This is a genomic window from Lentzea nigeriaca, assembly GCF_016907955.1.
Taxonomy (GTDB): Bacteria; Actinomycetota; Actinomycetes; order Mycobacteriales; family Pseudonocardiaceae; genus Lentzea; species Lentzea nigeriaca.
In genome coordinates, this window is sequence record NZ_JAFBCX010000004.1 from 22,547 (window position 1) to 40,389 (window position 17,843).

A 17,843-nucleotide genomic window follows, 5' to 3' on the forward strand; every position below is an offset into this window, starting at 1 on the left:
AACCGGATGATAATTGAAACTCAATCATGTGCATTTATTTCACAATCGGACACAGTGTTCATCTTTTGTCGTCGATCACGAATAGTGACGATGCCGGGCGGAGCAACTTGGGCGCCCTCGGGTCGTCGGGGTGCGGCAACGCGTACAACTCGTCGATGGCGTCACCCAGCGTGCCTGTGTACTCCCACAGGACACCGGGCACCGGCGAACGCCGTTGGCCCCGGCAATCCTCGATCCTCAAGCGGGCCACCGTCACGTCGTCCACCGCCCGCACCGTGATCGTCTCGGTGACGGTCCGTCGCTCGCGAGTGCCGTAGATGCAGTCGACACCGACAACGTGCACGGTCAGAAAGATCCAACCGGAACCGTCCCGTGCCATCGCCGCCAGCTTCAGCAGCCCGGAGTCACCGCACACGGCTTCGAGGTATTCGGGACTGCTCACAACAGCACCGCCTCTCTGTCATCGATGACTGTTGCCCTGCCCCCTGGACACCAGGTACCTGCCCCACGAGGTTCGCCCGGCCGACACCCTGACACCGTGCAGCGTCTCGGCCACGTAGGCGGTGAGGTGGCAGCGGCACCAGCCCGCCAGATGACCGGCGAGCCTCGCCGGCGTCGGATCACCCACCAGCACATCGTTGAGGTGACGGCCTTCCAGTTCGCTCGTGACGTACCGCCGCAGCGGCTCGAGGGCCGCGGTCTCGGCCGGAGCGTCGGTGGGCAACAAGCCGGTCGCGTGCAGGACGACCTCCACCGTCCACTGGTGCATGTGTACGCCGTGGCACGGATGAGTCCGCCGCAGGCCTGGGATCTCATGTGTGGCGACAAAGCTGTAGTGCTCGACGATCTCGTACATGTCCCCGCTTCACGAGCGTTGTGCGAACGGATCCGCCGCGGCGCACGTCCGCTCCCGCCGGCCCGCCAACTGGGTGGAGGCATCCCTGAGCGCCCCGCGCAGGCGCCCCACCTGCAGCGGTGACAGGTAGACGGGCCCGAAGGACGCTCCCTCGAGCGCGACGCAGCCGCGGCCGAGCCGGACCACCACGTTCGCCTCGTGCCGCTCGTCCGCCTCGCCGTCCGAGGGGGACGACACCGGATGCCGGTGCCACCCCAACCTCATCAACATCGACATCCGTGGCCATTTTCGAAAGTGGTGCCTCATCAACAGCTCCTCGTCGATCCGACCGTGGACGCGCACAGTGGAACCGTGGTGACGAGGAAGGAGAGGAACTCGCCACCACGGCCCCGGGAGGCGACGGCGTGACGACCGATGAACCCGAAGACCCGGTCGTCAACGGGGCATGTCCGCCGCCGTGAATGTGGACCTGGTAGCCATGACCTCATTACGGACCCGTCACCTGAGTCACCCGGAGGGGTTCCACCTCAGCGGGACAGCAACGACATCTCGAAAGCCTTCGCGACGGCATGTGCCCTGTCACGTGCGTCGAGCTTGCGCAGGACGTGGTTCACGTGGGTCCGGACGGTCTCCGTACCGATACCGAGGCGGCCGGCGATCTCCACCGCGGTCCGTCCTTTCGCGATCTCGTGCAGCACCTCGAGTTCCCGGCGTGACAACGGCTTGCCACTGAAGGCCACCGTGGAGAGTCGCACGGGGCCGAAACAGGCGCGCAGCTGCGGATCGACGTAGTCGCCGAGATCGACACCGAGCCTGATCGCTGTCACCAGGCGGTCGGAGTCCGCCTCGATCGGCACCAGCGACCGGGCTCCGTGCAGGCGTGCCCGAGCCATCGCCTCGGCGCTCCTCGCCTCCGGACCGATGAGCACGACGACGATCATGCGGTTGAACAGACGGGTCAGCAGCTCGCACATCTTCCAGCCGGGATCGCTGCCGGACGTGATCAGGACCGCGTCCGGGGCTGTCCGATCGCACAGTTCGACGGCGGCAGGTGCACCACTCGCCGCGCCGATCCAGGTAAGACCGGGGTCGGCGGCGACGACGGTCTCGACACCACTACGGAGCAACGGCAACGAGTCGACCAGCGCGACACGGAGCTGTCCGTCCCTGTGCCGCCGACAGGTGCCGAGGTCGGCCTCGGCCAGCGACTGTGTCATGTTCACCCGCAACGCACCGGCTGACCGGCCCGGGACTCCTTGTGCTCGCCCCGATTCGGTCCTGACCGTCCAGGTAGGACCTCCACCGACATGCCGGCGGTGGGAGTTTCCTTCGGTGTCCGCGGCCTGGTGTCGTGCCCCTTCACACAGGACTGGAGGTCCGGAGCCTCTCCGATCGGGTGCTGCGCCGCGGCGACCGTCGGCTGTGGTGCGGGCAGGGGTGTCGTGACCGCGTCCCGTGGGGCCGGTGCGGGCAGTTGAGGCGCTGTCCACTCCGGACCTGCCGGAACCGTGACCGTCGTTGTCACGGTCACGGTGTGCAGGTCTCCCGCGCTGACGCTGTCGATCACGTTGGCGACCGCGTCCGGCGTTTTGGTGACGGAGTCGAACAACGCCCCGGCCAGTATCGCGAGCGGCACGACGAGAGCACCTATGAGGCCCCTCCTGGTGCAGTCACCACATCTGGGGCGCGCCGCTTTCTTCGGCCGCACCAATCGATGTTTGCCCGCTGCCCTTCGGCGCAACATGCCGAACTCCTTCTTCACCTTGTGACTCATCGTGCGTTGATCACCGCACAACGTTTGATGACCCTGGTGAGCGAGCCGCTTACGCGAGCGAACAGGAGTTCACCGAAGCGGGCGAACCTCGGTGCCCACGCGTAAGCGAACCGGGGAGCCGGTGTCTACCAACGTCGTTGCCACGTGAGGCAGTCGTAGGAGGAGACCAGTCGTGATCAGTACCATGCCGGCTCGTGTGTTGCGCGTCGCCGTGATCAGCTCCGCGTCGTCGCTGGAGCGAGGCGTCGCCCCGATCATCCGGGAGAGCCGGGAGCTGGCGTGGATCGGTTCGGCGTCCGACAGCAACTCCGCGATCCACCTGTGCCGGACGGACGGCCCCGACGTGTTGCTTCTCGACTCGGCGAGCGACCCGCGCTGGGATCTGGCGCTGTTGTTGACGTCGATGTTCCCGGACCTGGCGATCGTGGGGCTGTTGCGCAGGGACGCCCGTAACTCCGTGGCCGCGGCTTGGGCCCGCTTGCACGGAGTCCGCGGCCTCATCGGACTCAACGCGGACGGCGAGGCACTGCTCACCACGATCCGCGCGACCGTCGAGAAAGGACAGTTCGTGCACCCGGACGCGATCAGCTCCAGCTGACGCATCGTGCGTCACCCAGCCCGGCGACGGCGAGCGGCGAACACGAGCAGGCTTCCCGCGATGATCAACCCGAAGCCGAAACCGCAGAGCGACCTGAGGTCCTTGCCGCCCGCGGCGAGCTCACCGACGGGATACGGCGCGCAGGCATTGGTGGTCAGCGTGGTCCCGCCGAGGGTCACCGTCGCCTCAGTCCGCAGGCCACGGCCACCGGTTCCCGAATCCGGCGTGCAGTCCGGGGCGCCGCCGTCCGCCTCGGCGGACACGACCCGTGCGGTCACGACGTAGCTGTGCCCGGCGCCCGGCGCGATACGCACGCCGCGAGCGATCCAGGAGTCCGAGCGGCCGTTCCAGCCCGAGTTCATGGGAGCGATGTCGGGACTCATCCGCACCGTCAAGCCATCCACCTCCGTCCCGTTCCCGAAGTGAAGCCGGTCGTCCAGGTCGTAGGTGACGTCGGTGGCCCCGCGGTTCAGCACGGTGATCCGGTAGTCCACGAAGACTTCACCGTCGGGCCCGGGCTTCGGCGAGCCGGGCAACACCTCCTCACTGACCGTCACGGCCGGGAACGGGGCACACGCGCTGGCCGACTTCGCGACGCCGTCCACCACCACCGCCGCGACGTTCAGCGCACCGGTGCCCTCCTCGTCGGGGTCGAGCACGCAGTCGGCCGACTCGGCACGCGCGTTCGTGGGAGGCGCCGCGACGACCTTCGCGGCGTACACATGCCGCTCTCCCGGCGCTATCCGCACGTCAGCACGAACGACGGGATGGAGAGCACCGTTCCACTCCGGCGCGCCTTCGATCACCGCCGATCGGACCGCGGTGCCCGAGCCGTACCTCAACGTGTCGTGGAGGCTGTAGACGGCCGTGGCCGGCCCCTCGTTGGCGACGAAGATGCGGTAGCTGATCTCGTCGTAACCGTCGCCGAGCGGAGTGGTGCGGACGACGTCCTCCGCCACCGACACCCCGGAGAGCTCACGACACGCCACCGCCTGCTCCGTGACACCGTTGGTGAACATCGTCGCGACGTTGCGCAGACCGGTCGTGGTCTCCCCCGGATCCACGACGCAGTCCGCGGCCTTGCCGGTGGCCCTGGACGCCAACACCGCCGTGACGCGGTAGACATGGGTGTCGCCTCCGTCGATCCGCGCCTGCGAGATCAGTCGGCCGGCACCGCCCCACCCGCTGTCCGGAGGCGGAGCGTCGCCGACAGCGCTGACCGAGGCTTTCCCGACGTCGACGCCGGATCCGAACCGGAGTTCGCCGGACAGGTCGTAGTAGCCCGTTCCGGCGCCGAGGTTGATCACCGAGATCTCGTACACCGCGGTCTGGGAACCGTCCTCGTGAGGACTGAGCCCGGTCATCGCCTGCTTGATCGACAACACCGGGGCCTCGGCGCACGCCAAAGCCGTGCGGGGCAGGCCGTTGCCCGTCACGGTGACGCGACCGAGGAACCCGGATCCGGTCTCCCCTTCATCGACCAGGCAGTCCGTCGTGCTGCTCCTCGCATACACGACGTTGACCACGTAGACGACGGTCAACAGATAGGTGTCACGTTCACCGGCGCCGATGGCGACGCCGTTCGCGATCTTCTGTTCACCGGAGCCGTTCCAGCCGGGGTTCGCCGTCGAGGTCGCCGAGACGACGCTGATGCCCTCGCCGTGCAGCAGCGCTTCGCTCAGGTCGTAGGTGGTCGCGTCGGCACCGGAGTTCTTCACGTCGATCTGGTAGACGACGGTGAACGTGGCGTCGCCGTTCGCCTTCGGCGAGCCGGGCAGCACTGTCTGGGTGGTCGAGAGGTCCGCGAAGGCGGCACACGCGGTGGCGCTCTCCACGACGCCGTTGCTCGTGACCCTGGCGGTGCTGCGCGCGCCGGTCCCACTCTCGCCCTGATCCAGCGAGCAGTCCAGCGCGCCGGGCGCCGGGTCGGCCGGCGGCGCCACGACCACTGTCACCGTGTAGGCCTGACTCGAGTTGCCTTCGATCGTCACGTTCCCGGCGACGAGGGCGTCGTTCTTTCCGTCCCACCCCGTGCCCGCCCCTGCGGCGGGCGGAGCGACGACGTCCGTGTGGACCTGCCGCACGCCGTCTCCGTGCTCGAGGGAGGCGGCCAGGTCGTACCGACCGGTGCCCGTGCCACCGTTCGTCACGGTGATCTCGTACGTGATGGCGTAAGTGCCGTCGCTGTTGGGCACGGTGGCGGTCACGCTCTCGGTGACCGAGATCGCCGGCGGTGCGGCGCACGCGACGGCCTGCTGTACCCGGCCGTTCTGCGACAGCGTGGTGACAGCGCGGAAGCCGGTGCCCGTCTCGCCTGGTTCGAGGTCGCAGTTCGCGGCGGCGCCGGTGGTGACGAGCCGATCGGGAGTGACCACCACGGTGACGCGGTAGGCATGCGTGCCGCCACCACCGATGGCGACCGAGCTCGCGAGCATCGTGTCCACCCGGCCGTCCCACGAGCGCCTGACCGGCAGTGAACCTGGCGTGGTGTTCACCGCCGCCGCGGACTCGACGGCGATCCCCTTGCCGAACACCAGCTGGTCGGCGAGGTCGTAGACCGCCGGACCGGCACCGCGGTTTTCGACCGTGATGTCGTAGATCTGCGTGAACCTGCCGTCCTCACCGGGGACCGGAGTTCCGACGGGCTGCTTGCCGACGACGAGGTCCGGCGCATCGGCGCACGAGTCCACCCTGGGAGCCTGGCCGTTGCCGGTGAGCATCGCGATGCCGGGAAACCAGGTCCGTCCCTCGTCTTCCGTCGCCGTGCAGTCCGTCACGCGCGGGGTCGCGACGTGGGCGCGCCAACCTCGCGGTGCGGTGTCCACATCGGATGATCCCGGCAGGTCACCGCCGGGTTCCGGCGGCAGCTCCTTGCCGAGGATGACCTGGGGAACCGGCTCGCAAGCGGTGGCACCGCGCGTTCCACCGGTGCCGGTCACGGTGGCCGTGCTGCGGAAGCCGGTGCCGGTTTCTCCCGCCGCCAGTGAACAGTCGGCCGCGGCGCCCACCACGGTCGCATCCGGTGTCGCGGTCACGGTCAGCCGGTAGGTGCGGCTCGCACCGGGAGCGATTTTCGCGCCGGACACCACCGACGTCTCACCGACGCCGTTCCAGCCGGAGGTGACGGTGGACCCGCTCAGGTCGAGCGCGCTCGCCGCGTTCACCGTGACGCCCGCACCGAACCGAAGCGTGTCACTGAGGTCGTAGGTGGACGGAGCCGAGCCACCGCCGGTGACCGTGACGTCGTAGACGAGTGTGAAGGAGCCGTCCGAGTTCGGCGCCGAGGAAAGCACTTTGTTGCTCACCGACACCACGCTGGACCGCAACTCCGCCTCACACCTGAAGCAGGCCAGTGCCACACCGGGCAGCACGGTCACGGTGTGGTGGAGAACCCCGTTCCCGGTGGGCGGATCAGCCACGACGACCGGGTAGGTCACCGACGCGGTCTGCCCCACGCCCAATGGGCCGGTCCACGTCAGCACGGGAGAGACGAAGTCGATGGCGCCCGCCGACACCGTGACGTCGTCCGGGGAGAACACGGCATCGTCGAGCACGTCGGTCAGGTCGTCGGAGAAGCTCGCCGGATCGCTTGCGGTGAAAGGAACCTGACCGTCGTTGGTCACCGTGACCGTGTAGAGGACGGTGTCCCCCGGCCTGAACTCGGCCCGGTCCGCAGCCGTCGTGATCTTCAATCTCGGCACGTCCACGACGGTCCCGCAGGCCGGGTTCCCCGATGCCGCGGCGCAGTCGCTCCCCGGAGTGTCCGAGGTGAGCGCGTCGACGAGCCTGGTGTCACCGAAGTCCACCCGTTTCACCCGCACCGAGTACGTGATCGTCGCGTGTTCTCCCGGTGCCAGCGGACCCGACCACCGCACCATCGGCGCGGCGAAGGACGCCCTGCCGGAGGTCGCCACCGGCAGACCCTCCACCATCGCGTCGTCGAGAACCCCGGAGAGGTCGTCGGTCAGCTCGACCGGGTCGGTGACGGTGTGGACGTGATCGCCCGTGTTCTCGACAGTGATCGAGTACGTGACGACGTCGTCCTGCCGCGCGGTCGACCTGCTCGCCGTACTGGCGATCCGGATGTCCCCGCCCGGCACCCGGACCGTGTGTGTGACCAGGACCGGGGCGTACGCCCACTCCTCGATCGCCCGCAGGTCACCCCATCCTCCGTGGACGCCGTCGTCGGCGTCGGCACCGGTGACGTCGACGCAGGCGCCCAGATCCCAGCCGTGCACGCCCCCCGCACTGCCGACGCCCGCGCGGCCGTCGGTGACCGGAGTCGTGCTGCACCGGTCAGTGGCGGACTTGGGGAAAGCGGTGTCGTTCCACTGCACGGTGGTCCTGCCGAGAGGAGAACCGTTGAGCCGCAGCACATCGATGCCACCGCCACGCAACTCGACGTCGGTGCTGACGAAGTGGATCTCGGCGACCCTGTCGACGACGACCTCGAACGAGAACGACTGCCCGGCGGGAATGGGCGCACCGCGGCCGTCGAGCCCGTCGAACGGCACCTCGACGCGACCGGCGTCCGCTGTGACCGGCAGGCTCCGGTCGACCGTGTCGGTGTGATCACCGTCGTCGTCGGCGTCGACGTGCACGGTGAGCGGACCGCGGTAACCGCTCAGGCCGAAGGAGAGCGTGCCCGCGTGGGCGCCGGGCCGCGAGGGCGTGAACGCGCCGGAGGTGATCGCCGGTGTCGCGGGTACCTCCGGCCTGACCCAGTCCGTCACGCCGTTCCAGCGCGTCGCGGTCGGTGGGAGGTCCGTTGCGGGAGGCTCGAAGAAGACCTTGTACGTGCCGCCGCACGCACCCGCTGCCGGCCGCAGAGTGGCGCTGCTCTGGTAGGCGGGCGTGCAGGTGCCGTCCTGCACGATGCCGAAGCTGTCGGCCTCGAACGTGGAGTCGACGCCGTGGTAGCCGCGCTGGGTGGCGAGGTAGGTGTAGCCGAACTCGCTCTGGTACCACAAGGAGATGTCCGCCGGTGGTGACGACGGACCCTGGTGCGTGACGAACCGCTCGGACCACACCCTGCCCGGCCGGGCGGTGGCACCGCGGCGCACGGTGACGCCCCAGCTGTACGTGTCCCTCCCGCAGGTCCCCGTGGCGGGACAGGCGGGCATGGTCAGTTCCACCGCCCAGATGCCGGCGACCGGGGCCGCCAGACCGGACCACTCGCACCTGCCGCCCACAGGACCGCCGTCCGGGATCGTGCAGCCGACGTCGGCTCCGGAGGGCCTGCGCACCGTGACGACGAGATCTTCCGCCGGGCTGCCGGCGAGATTGTCGTGCTTGACGAACGACACGTCGAGGCTTTCGCCGGGTTCGAGGTAGGCGAAGAAGGTCTGTGGCGATCGGAGGTGTGCCTGAGTCGCGCTGATCGACCTGTTCTCCCGCTGAGCCGGGAGGGCGAACGACGGGGTGAGTGCGCTGCCGAGAAGCAGGGCCACAGCGCAGACTCCAGCGAGCCGCGTCCAACAGGACATCAGTACTTCCTCCAGTGATCATGCCACGGTTCCCCCGAGACAGACCCTGTAAAGGAAATGGATGACGCGTGATGACGCGATCTCACGAGTTCGTGTGAAAAGGGCTGATGACCTGGTGCGATGCAGGCAAGAATGCCCCCCGTGATAGCGAACCCAGCGGAGTTGGCGGGCACGTTCGTGGTGGCCGTGGGCGAGCGGCAGCGAACGCCTTTCCTGGTCTTCTACAGCGATGAACGCGACTACGAGCTCCGGCTCGAGCTGAGTACACACTGGAGGGTGCGGTTCGACGGCACGGAGGCCTGTGCGTTCCTCGGCGAGGACTACCGATGGCGGCTCGGCGTGTCCGGCCGGGACAGACGTGTCGGGCCGCACCACCTGGAGGTGTTGTCGCGGCTGAACGGGATGACCGTGGACGAGGCACGCAGAGACAGCGACGACGCGTTGCGGATCGCATTCTCCGACAACTTCGCGGCCAAGACCCACCTCACCGTCACCGACGACCGGCGATGGGTCACGGACACGCCGTGGCACCTGGTCCGCTGCGTCGACTCGTCGGTGGAGGTCACCTGGCGGCTCTGCGCATTCGACACCGCCGTACCCACAGGACGTCACGCCGCGCGATGACGCGACTCGGCCAGCTGATGACGATGTCCGGCACCAGCGCCGCGCAGCTCGTCTGCAACGCGGGCGCCGCGCTCGTCGCGACCCGCGCGCTGAGTCCGGATCAGCGCGGACTCATGGTGCTCGGCATGACGATCGGCAGCCTTTCGGCGTTGATCGGCGGATTCGGTACCGGATCGGCGTTCCGCCGGCAGTTCTGCCTCGCGGACGGTGACCGGTCCGCACTGGTGTCCGCGTTCGCACGGTGCACAACCGTGGGAGCACTCTCAGCGGCCCTGCTGGGCATGGCGGGCATCGCCGCTTCCGCTCCGCTCATCGACACCGCGTTGGCCAGACCGCCGTTTCTCTTCGCGGTCGGGTGCTTCACCGCCGGACAGATGGTCGTCAGCCAGGTCGCCGACGCGTGGTTCGCCGACGGCCGGTTCCACCGCGGAGGGATGGCGGCAGCGGTGACGAGCCTGGGCGGACTAGCCGGGGTGCTGCTGGCCTCCGACACCGAGAGCGCCACGACCCTGTTGCTGGCCCAGGCAGGCGGTGTGGCCGTGCTGCTGGTTGTCGAAGCCGTGGCGTTGCGCCGTGGCGGCTTGCTGAGCTGGACGCCGATCTCCGGCAGTGCCGTCACCGGTTTGCTGCGTCTCGGTGCGCCGACGCTGGGACTCTCCATCGGGCTCGTGGTCGTGCTGCGCGCGGACCGGTACGTCATCGGGCTCACGGCGGGCACCGCGGCGGTCGGCGTCTACTCGCTCGCGGCCACGCTCGGCGAGATCCCCCGGATGATCCCGGCCGCACTCGGTCAGCTGTGCCTGCAGGACATCGCCCACGGCAAGGGTGCGCCCAACCCGATCAGAACGATCTTGCTCGCCGTCGCGGCGACCGCTGCCGGAGGCCTGCTGACAGGGCTCGCGGCGTGGCTGCTCGTCGTTCCGGTCTTCGGGCCGGAGTTCGCCGCCGCGCGCGAACTGCTGGTGGTGCTCCTCGCCGCAGAGGTGTGCTTCGCGCCGTTCGTGGTCGCGAGCCGCGGACTGATCGGCGGCGGGTGGACCACCGCGGCGGGCATCCTCGGCGCGGCGGGTGCGGCCGGCGCGATCGGTGTCTACGGTGTCACCGGCACGCTGGGCGGAGCCATCGGAGTGGCGGCGGGATCCGTTGTCCTGTATGGAGGACTGTCCACCGCAGCGTGGACGTTGCTGCGGCGGCGCCTCTCATCGACCGGCGCCGAGCAGCTGCGCGGCAGGTGACCCGACGACCACCGTCCCCGGCACCACATCGCGAGTCACGACAGCTCCCGCGCCGACCGTCGCTCCGGCGCCGACGGTGCGGCCTTGCAGCACGACCGCGCCCGATCCCACCGTGGCACCGGTCTCGAGCCGCACGTTCCCGGCAACATTGGCTCCTGGCAACACAGTCACGAAGTCCTCCAGCTCGGTGTCGTGCCCCACGCTGGCGTTGTAGTGCACCTGGCAGTGATCACCGATCACGGCACCGCTGGAGATGGTCGTGTGGGCGTGCACGATGAGGCCGTCCCCCACGATGACGCACGGACCGATCACCGCGCTCGGGTGGATCAGCCTGCCCGGCCGCAGGGCGAGATCTTCGAGCAGTCTGGACACCTTCACGCGCGCGTCCGGGTCCGCGATCGCGACGACGTACAGCGACCCTGCCTCCGTGTCCTCCGGCAGGCACACGACATGCCCTCGCACGATCCGACCGGCCGCCATGTCGTCCGCGAACGCGGTCACCTCCTGCCCGAGAGCGACGCAGATGTCGAGCGCCTCGCGGCCCGCACCACCGGCGCCCGCGATGTAGAAGTGCGTCATCCTGCCTCCCGCCCTTCGGGGAAACCGGGGTTGACACCGCCGACTCCCATGACTCCGCGCGGCCGCACCAGCTGGCCCAGCGTGCGCAGGATGATCAGCGCGTCGAGCCGCAGGCTTCGGTGCTCCAGGTACCACAGGTCGAGTTCGATGCGTTCCGGCCAGCTCAGGGCGTTGCGCCCGGACACCTGAGCCCACCCGGTGAGGCCTGGCCTGGCCGAAAGCCGTCCGCGCTGGCGTGGGCTGTAGTTGCGCACCTGTTCCGGCAGCGTCGGCCGAGGACCGATGACACTCATCTCACCGCGCAGGACGTTGACCAGCTGCGGCAGCTCATCCAGGCTCGTGCGGCGCAACACAGCGCCCAGCCCGGTCTCGCGTTCCCGATCGGGCTGCCCTGGCCATTCCTGCGGTCGCATCGTGCGGAACTTGACGATGGAGAACTCCACGCCGTGCCGTCCACTGCGCTGTTGCCGGAACAACACGGGTGCGCCGAGCCGCCAGCGCACCAGCACGGCCACCACCGCGAACACCGGTGCGAGCACCACGAGCCCCACCAGCGCGAACACGACGTCCACCGTCCGCCGGATCATGCGGTCGCCACCCGGAGAACCTTGGTGAGCGCGGCGGCGGTGTCCTCCATATCGGCCTTGGACAACGTCGGGTGGACGAGCAGCATCAACGAGGTGCGACCGAGACGTGCGGCAACCGGCAGTTCCTCAGGTGTGCCCGGCACCGTGGCGAACGCCCGTTCGCGGTAGACCTCACTGCATCCGCCGTGCTGACACGGAACACCTTCCGCCCGGACAGCGTCGACGACGAGATCCCTGGTCCAGCCCGGTGCCAGTCGTTCGGGCCGTAGATGGGCGACGAACTTGTAGTACGCGTGCTCCACTCTCGCGGGCGGCAGGGAGATCTCGACGGCCGGCTCGGCGGCCAGCGCTTCCAGCAGTATTGCGGCGTTGGCCCTGCGCTGTTCCACCCAGCCGTCGAGATGGCGGAGGTGATTGCGCCCGATCGCCGCCTGCACCTCCGTCATGCGCGCGTTGGTACCGAAACTGTCGTGAAGCCACCGGAAGCCGGGTGGGTGCGGGGAATGCACGGCTGTCCAGCTCTTGCCGTGATCCTTCATCTCCCAGCACCGCCGCCACAGCGACTCGTTGGACGTGGTGATCGCTCCACCCTCGCCCGCCGTGGTGAGGATCTTGTCCTGGCAGAACGACCAGGCGGCGATGTCTCCGAGGCTGCCGACCGACCGTCCGCTGTGGACGGCCCCGTGCGCCTGGGCGCAGTCCTCCACCACTCGCAGGTCGTGCTTGCGCGCGAGTTCCAGAATCGGATCGATGTCGGCGGGATGCCCGGCGAGGTGCACGACGATGACCGCCCTCGTGCGACCGGTGATCGCCACGGCGACGGTGCTCGCGGTGAGACACCCGCTGGCCGGGTCCACGTCGACGATCACGGGACGCGCCCCGGCCGCGACCACCGCGCTCGCGGTCGCGATGAACGTGGCCGCGGGAACGATGACCTCGTCACCGCGACCGATGCCAAGGGCGCGCAGCGCCAGCTCCAGCGCGACGGTTCCGTTGGCGACGGCGACGGCGTGGGCCGTGCCGACCGCGGCGGCGAAGTCGGTCTCGAAAGCCCTGCCGTGAATGCCGGTCCAGTAGTTGACCCGCCCGGAGGCCAGCACCGTCGCCGCCGTTTCCAGGTCGTCGTCGTCGAAGTACGGCCACGGCGGCATCGGGGTCGTGCGCACCGGCGCGCCTCCGTGGACCGCGAGCTCGCTCATCGGTCCCACACCCTGGTGATGGCCAGGAGCAGCAACCCGATCCCGATCTGCACAGGGACCGGCGCGAAACTGTTGCGCACCTGGACGAGCAACGGCAGCAGCACCACACCGAGCAGCGCGTCGGACCGCCACTCCAGCCGTGCCAGCAGCGCACCGAGTGCAGCCATGAACAGCACTGCGCCAAGCGTGCCGAAATTGTGGAATGCCTCAGCCACAGGGGATCCTCCGATCTGTCCGGCCCGGTTCGCGATCTCGACGTTGAACAATCTGTCGTCGTAGGCCGGAGGCCCGCCGTGCCAGCCGAGGAACGACTCGAGGAACCGCACCGGCACGGCCACCAAGGTCGCCCCCGCCCGCGGCGGCTCGTCCCAGCCGAGCACGACCACAACAGGACGCAGCGAGAAACCCATCTCCGCGATGGCGTCCAGCGGTGCGGTCAGCCACCACGACAGGGACAACTCCGGCAGGCCACCGAGCCGGGTCTCCCGGACCGCACCGGTGAGCAGCAGGACCACGACAGCGCCCACTGATGTCCACAAAGGACGAATGCGCCGCCGTCTCGCCTCGATCACCGCCATGGCCACCAGCGGGAAGAACACATCTCCTCGAGTCCCGAGCGGAAGCGCGATCACCGCGTACAGCCCGAATCCGACCCACCCTGCGATCCGCGCGGTCCCACCCGCCGACACCGCCAACACGCCGCCCGTCCCGCAGCACAGGGTGCCGAACGCCAGTGCGGTGTCGGATCCGTTCATCTCCAGGAAAGTGTTGTAACCGCCGGAGAAGAGGTCGGTCCCACCGGCGCGGAACAGCACGAAGGCGAAGATCCCGAACCCGGCCATCTGGACGACCACACCGAGTGGTCCCGCCGAGCCGCCATCCCGGCTCGCGACGGCCGTCGGCGCGCCACGACCGGCCAGCCCGGCGGCCAGGGTGTACCCGGCCATGCCGAGCACGGCGAGAGCCACCGCCTGTGGCAGATAGGCGTCCTCCAGCCACAACGTGTCGTCGAGCCACTGCCCGTCGCCGGAGGCCGCGTCACCGCGCACCGCGAAACTGAGCAACAGCCCCCCGTGGAAAACCCCGAACAACACCAGGTAGGCCGCCGCGGGACGGTAGATGCCCTGCGGATGCCCGCGCGCGAGCACCGCGAGACACAGCGACCACGAGACCCAGAACGTCACGGCGGCCGACACCACGTCGCCGGACGGCTCACGCCATCCGACGGCCGCCGCCACGGCCACCGCCACTACCACCACGACGCCGCGGCCCAACGGCCGCGGCCCAACGCTGAGTCCGCCGGGAAGCGGCGCGGACGCCTCAGCGGCCTCCACCTCACCGGTCAGCCCACCGCCAAGCGACACAGCCGCGCCACCCGGCTCAGCCTCACCGGTCAGCCCACCGGAAACCGGCGCCGACGTGGCGTCCGGCTCCACCTCGGTTCGGCCACTCCCGCGCGGCACGTCACCGGCCGGCCCCGGCGGACCGATCACCGCGACGCGGTCCACACCGTCCGCCACCACTGATCGCCCGACGACAACGCGAACTCCGAGTCGCGGACTCCTTCGGAGATCAGCTTCCGTTCGGCCTCCGAGGTGCTCGCCAGGGTGAGCGCCGTTTCCGCCCATTTGACGGGCCCCACGCGCAACGGCAGCAGATGCAGACCGCGCAACCGGGCCGCCAGCTCCCGCAGGCCGGGCAGCTCGGTCGCGAGAACCGGCACACCGGAGGCGAGCGCCTCGAGCACCACGCCGGGCAACCCTTCCCGAACTGACGGCAGGAGCAGCACATCGGTCATCGCGAGCACGTCCTCGGGACACTCGGTGTGCCCCAGCAGGTGAACTGCCGGATCCGCCGCCACGCGCGGTGCGACGGACATGAGGTCCTCGACGCCACCGGGTCCGGCGACGACCAAGCGCACTCCGGAATTCAGGCGGCGCGCCTCGGTGTACACCTCCATCAGGAACGCGCGGTTCTTCTCCGGTGACGCACGCCCGATGTGGGTCAGTATCGGCCCGGCGCCCGTTTGCCGGACACGGGGCACCAGACCGAACCGGTCCACGTCGACCTGGTCGGGCACGACGCGGTACCGGTGGTCGTGCGGGGGCGGATCGGCGAACGCCAAAGCGGCGCTCGTCACGCCGAGGACGTCGGTGGCCGAGTTGCACAACATCTCGCGCAGCAGGGCGCGTTGCAGCCTCCGCGCCAAGGTGTCGCGCCGTCCGTCGCCCTCGCTGTGCATGCGTGCGATCCGCACGGGCACGCGTGCGGCCGATGCCGCGGCAAGCACAAGACCGCTGACAAGGCTCACGTGCGACTCCACCACGTCGGGCCGGATGGAACTCAGGACGTTCCAGATCCGTATCGGGAAAGTCACCTGGGGGTTGAGGGGGCAGCGACGGATGTCGGCTCCGGCAGCACGGAACTGCGGGGCGAGCAGGCCCTCGTGCGGCCCGAGGAGCACGAAGGTCTGCTTGACGCAGGAAGCCGGGATCGTGCGGCACTGTCGCAACGCGATCGTCTCCACTCCGCCCCGGTCGAGGGTCCCGAGGACGTGCACCACCTTCACGGGAGCGTCTCTCATGTGGTCCTCCTGTTGGGCACCGCGTTGGGGATGTGCGACAACCACGTCGAGAAGCGTTCGTCGAGCAACGCCTTCTCGTATGTGCGGGCGAGTTCGAGGTTGAGGCGCGACTGCTGCTCCCACTCACACGGATCGGTGAGCATCCGGCCGATGACGCGGGCCAGCGCCACGTCGTCGTCGGCTTCGACCAGGCATCTGGGTTCCAGCAACTCCGGGATGCCGCCCACGCAGGTGCCCACCGCCGGCAACGCTCTGGCCATCGCCTCGATCAGCGCGCGTGGCAGGCCTTCCGCACGCGACGGCATCGCGAACAGGTCCGCGGAGTCGAGCAGCACGGTCATCAGCCGGCGGTCGTGCACCGGCCCCATGAACGAGACCCGGTCGGCGATCCCGAGCGACTCGGCCAACGCCACCAGTTCCTCGTGCCGCCTGCCACCGCCCACCAGCACGGCATGCACGTCGAGCCGCGAGTCGACCAGCCTGTGGACGGCCCGCAGCAGGACGTCGTGGCCCTTGTAGAGCTGTTCGTGGGTGCCGACGGCGATGACGCAGAACGGTCCCGGCCGCCACTTGCGCGGCCGGTCGAGCAGCATCCCCTCGGCCATGCGCACGTTCGACAGGGCGATGGTGAACCGGCCGGGCGGAGCGGGATAGCGGCGCTGCAGCACGAAATTGGTCACGTACAACACCGCGGACGCGCCACCCACGACCCACCTCGTCAGCCGGGCCGCCACACGCGCCACCGCTGCGCCCATCGGGCCGAACGTCCCCGAGGCGAGCACGTCGAACGCGTCACCGACGACCTCGACGGAGTATTTGCGACGCAACACCTTGCACACGACAGCGGCGAGGAAGCCGATCGAGCCCGGCTGTTGCAGCACGATCACCTCGGCACGCGCGACGGCGTCGGCGATCGCGGGAACGAGCCGGGGCAGCGCGCGCAGCAACCCCACCGGGCCGCGATAGTCCGGCAACGCCCGCAGGTTCTCCCCCTCGGCGGCCTGTTCGCCCGTCCTCGCGACCAGGCACACCAGGTCACCATCGTTCAGGTACCTGGCGAAGCCGTCCTGCGCGACCGTGTCGGCCGCCAGCCTCATCTCGGTGAAGACGCTGATGAGCCGGCCACCGGGTGCGCGGGCGAGAGGAACGTCCGCGACGTCCTCCACGATGTCGGCCACCATGGCGGCCGCACGTGTGCTGTCGAAGAAACGCACGATCCGGTCGCGGACCACGTCGGATCGCGCGGTCAACCGGCCGGCCCGGTGCTCGGCGTAGGCCTCGTTCAGCGCTGCGACCAGTGCATCGGGGTCGTCCTTCGGCACGATCCAGCACGCGTCACGGTCGACGGCCTCCGGCAGCGCACCGGCGTCGCTCACCACGCTGGGCACGCCCATGGCGCCGGCCTCCAGGGCCGCGCCGTGGTTGTCGGACAGGGACGGCGACACGCTGAGGTCAGCGGCCGCATAGTGCGGCCGTACGTCGTCGACGCTGTCGAGCCACGTCACCGACGTGTCGTCGGCGAGCCTGAACCTCGCGATCAGTTGCCGGCGGTACTCCGCCCCGGCCTCGTCGAAGCCTCCGCCGACCAGCAGGAGGTGACTGTCCGGGTGGTCGGCGCTGAACCTCCGCCAGGCCGTGAGGAGCACATCGTGTCCCTTGACACCGCGTCCTTTGTGGACGAACGGTTTCGGGGCGTACACCAGTGCGGCCATGATGACGACGAAAGCCTCGTCCCCGCCGAACCGCGCACGCGCTTCGACGCGCTCGGCAGGACTCGGAGGCCGGAATCGAACGGTGTCGACACCGTAGGGCACGACCGGTGTCCGCGCGGCCGGGCGCCCGAGCTCACGATAGCGCCTTGCGGTGAAACCGCTTCCGCAGATGGTGACGGTGTCCAGACGTGCGGCGACCATTTCCAGCAGCCGGAGCACCCGCGACTCCAGGTACAGCGGACCGGGCACCATGTGCACTCGCCCCGCCCTGGTCGCGAAGCCTGCGATCCTCACCGCGAGCGCCGAGGCGAGCAGGTGGTAGTGCAACACGTCCGGCTTCAGTCGCCGCAGCATGTCACGCAACTTGAGCAGGCCGGCGAGCGTGTGGAGCGACGGCCGGAACCGGAAGTCGAACGGACTGTCCACAACGGACACGCCTCGGCCGGCGAGCTCCTTGCGCAGCCGGCCATCGCCGGGCGGCAGCACCGCGACGACGTCGTGCCCGCGGGCGAGCAACGCGTCGACGTGCGGTGTCGTCCACATGCATCCGCGGTTCGTCTTCAGCACGAGAACGACGCGCAACCGGCGGGCAGGGGAGAATTCCTTCAT

Annotated in this window: 15 protein-coding genes; 3 read left to right on the plus strand and 12 right to left on the minus strand. The window is 69.4% G+C overall.

Annotated elements, in window-relative coordinates; genetic code table 11:
- Positions 1-58 precede the first annotated feature (58 nt).
- The 5 genes from JOD27_RS14600 to JOD27_RS14620 form a co-directional block, all read right to left on the minus strand.
- Entirely contained in the window at positions 59-442 is a 384-nt protein-coding gene (locus tag JOD27_RS14600; RefSeq protein WP_204762785.1) for a hypothetical protein, read from the minus strand.
- Between the two features lie 18 nt (positions 443-460).
- Positions 461-856 (minus strand): 6-carboxytetrahydropterin synthase, encoded by a 396-nt coding sequence (locus tag JOD27_RS14605; protein WP_204762786.1) that lies wholly within the window; start codon positions 854-856, stop codon positions 461-463.
- Positions 857-865: 9 nt separating this feature from the next.
- Positions 866-1,132 carry a hypothetical protein gene (locus JOD27_RS14610; RefSeq protein WP_204762787.1) on the minus strand — a complete coding sequence of 89 codons (267 nt, stop codon included), beginning with the start codon at positions 1,130-1,132 and terminating at the stop codon, positions 866-868.
- A gap of 251 nt (positions 1,133-1,383) precedes the next feature.
- Entirely contained in the window at positions 1,384-2,073 is a 690-nt protein-coding gene (locus JOD27_RS14615; RefSeq protein ID WP_239567199.1) for a response regulator transcription factor, read from the minus strand.
- A gap of 2 nt (positions 2,074-2,075) precedes the next feature.
- On the minus strand, positions 2,076-2,492 hold the full coding sequence (locus JOD27_RS14620; protein ID WP_204762789.1) for a hypothetical protein: 417 nt from the start codon (positions 2,490-2,492) through the stop codon (positions 2,076-2,078).
- 310 nt (positions 2,493-2,802) lie between these two features.
- Here JOD27_RS14620 and JOD27_RS14625 point away from each other — a divergent pair, with 310 nt between their 5' ends.
- Positions 2,803-3,228: a response regulator gene (locus JOD27_RS14625; RefSeq protein WP_204762790.1), complete on the plus strand. Its 426-nt coding sequence runs from the start codon at positions 2,803-2,805 to the stop codon at positions 3,226-3,228.
- 11 nt (positions 3,229-3,239) lie between these two features.
- Here the strand turns inward: JOD27_RS14625 and JOD27_RS14630 are convergent, their stop codons facing one another.
- The gene (locus JOD27_RS14630; RefSeq protein ID WP_204762791.1) at positions 3,240-8,678 is read right to left on the minus strand and encodes a DUF7927 domain-containing protein; all 5,439 of its coding nucleotides are present in this window, start codon (positions 8,676-8,678) and stop codon (positions 3,240-3,242) included.
- Between the two features lie 168 nt (positions 8,679-8,846).
- On the opposite strand from JOD27_RS14630, the gene JOD27_RS14635 reads away from it, so the two are divergent.
- Entirely contained in the window at positions 8,847-9,338 is a 492-nt protein-coding gene (locus JOD27_RS14635; RefSeq protein WP_204762792.1) for a hypothetical protein, read from the plus strand.
- Positions 9,335-10,573, plus strand: a complete 1,239-nt coding sequence (locus tag JOD27_RS14640; protein ID WP_204762793.1) for a lipopolysaccharide biosynthesis protein — start codon at positions 9,335-9,337, stop codon at positions 10,571-10,573. Before JOD27_RS14635 ends, JOD27_RS14640 begins: the two co-directional genes overlap by 4 nt.
- Here JOD27_RS14640 and JOD27_RS14645 read toward each other — a convergent pair.
- The 6 genes from JOD27_RS14645 to JOD27_RS14670 are packed head-to-tail and all read right to left on the minus strand — an operon-like array spanning position 10,538 to position 17,843.
- Positions 10,538-11,152: a NeuD/PglB/VioB family sugar acetyltransferase gene (locus JOD27_RS14645; protein ID WP_204762794.1), complete on the minus strand. Its 615-nt coding sequence runs from the start codon at positions 11,150-11,152 to the stop codon at positions 10,538-10,540. The two genes, JOD27_RS14640 and JOD27_RS14645, sit on opposite strands and share 36 nt — an antisense overlap.
- Complete coding sequence (locus JOD27_RS14650) at positions 11,149-11,739, minus strand: sugar transferase (protein WP_204762795.1); 591 nt, start codon at positions 11,737-11,739, stop codon at positions 11,149-11,151. Before JOD27_RS14650 ends, JOD27_RS14645 begins: the two co-directional genes overlap by 4 nt.
- A complete protein-coding gene (locus tag JOD27_RS14655; RefSeq protein ID WP_204762796.1) occupies positions 11,736-12,938 on the minus strand; it encodes a DegT/DnrJ/EryC1/StrS family aminotransferase in 1,203 nt (400 codons plus the stop codon). Before JOD27_RS14655 ends, JOD27_RS14650 begins: the two co-directional genes overlap by 4 nt.
- Positions 12,935-14,458: an O-antigen polysaccharide polymerase Wzy gene (gene wzy, locus JOD27_RS46625; protein WP_204762797.1), complete on the minus strand. Its 1,524-nt coding sequence runs from the start codon at positions 14,456-14,458 to the stop codon at positions 12,935-12,937. The genes JOD27_RS14655 and wzy overlap by 4 nt, the downstream gene beginning before the upstream one ends.
- Positions 14,428-15,522 carry a glycosyltransferase gene (locus tag JOD27_RS14665; protein ID WP_204762798.1) on the minus strand — a complete coding sequence of 365 codons (1,095 nt, stop codon included), beginning with the start codon at positions 15,520-15,522 and terminating at the stop codon, positions 14,428-14,430. Before JOD27_RS14665 ends, wzy begins: the two co-directional genes overlap by 31 nt.
- On the minus strand, positions 15,519-17,843 hold the full coding sequence (locus tag JOD27_RS14670) for a glycosyltransferase (protein ID WP_239567202.1): 2,325 nt from the start codon (positions 17,841-17,843) through the stop codon (positions 15,519-15,521). The genes JOD27_RS14665 and JOD27_RS14670 overlap by 4 nt, the downstream gene beginning before the upstream one ends.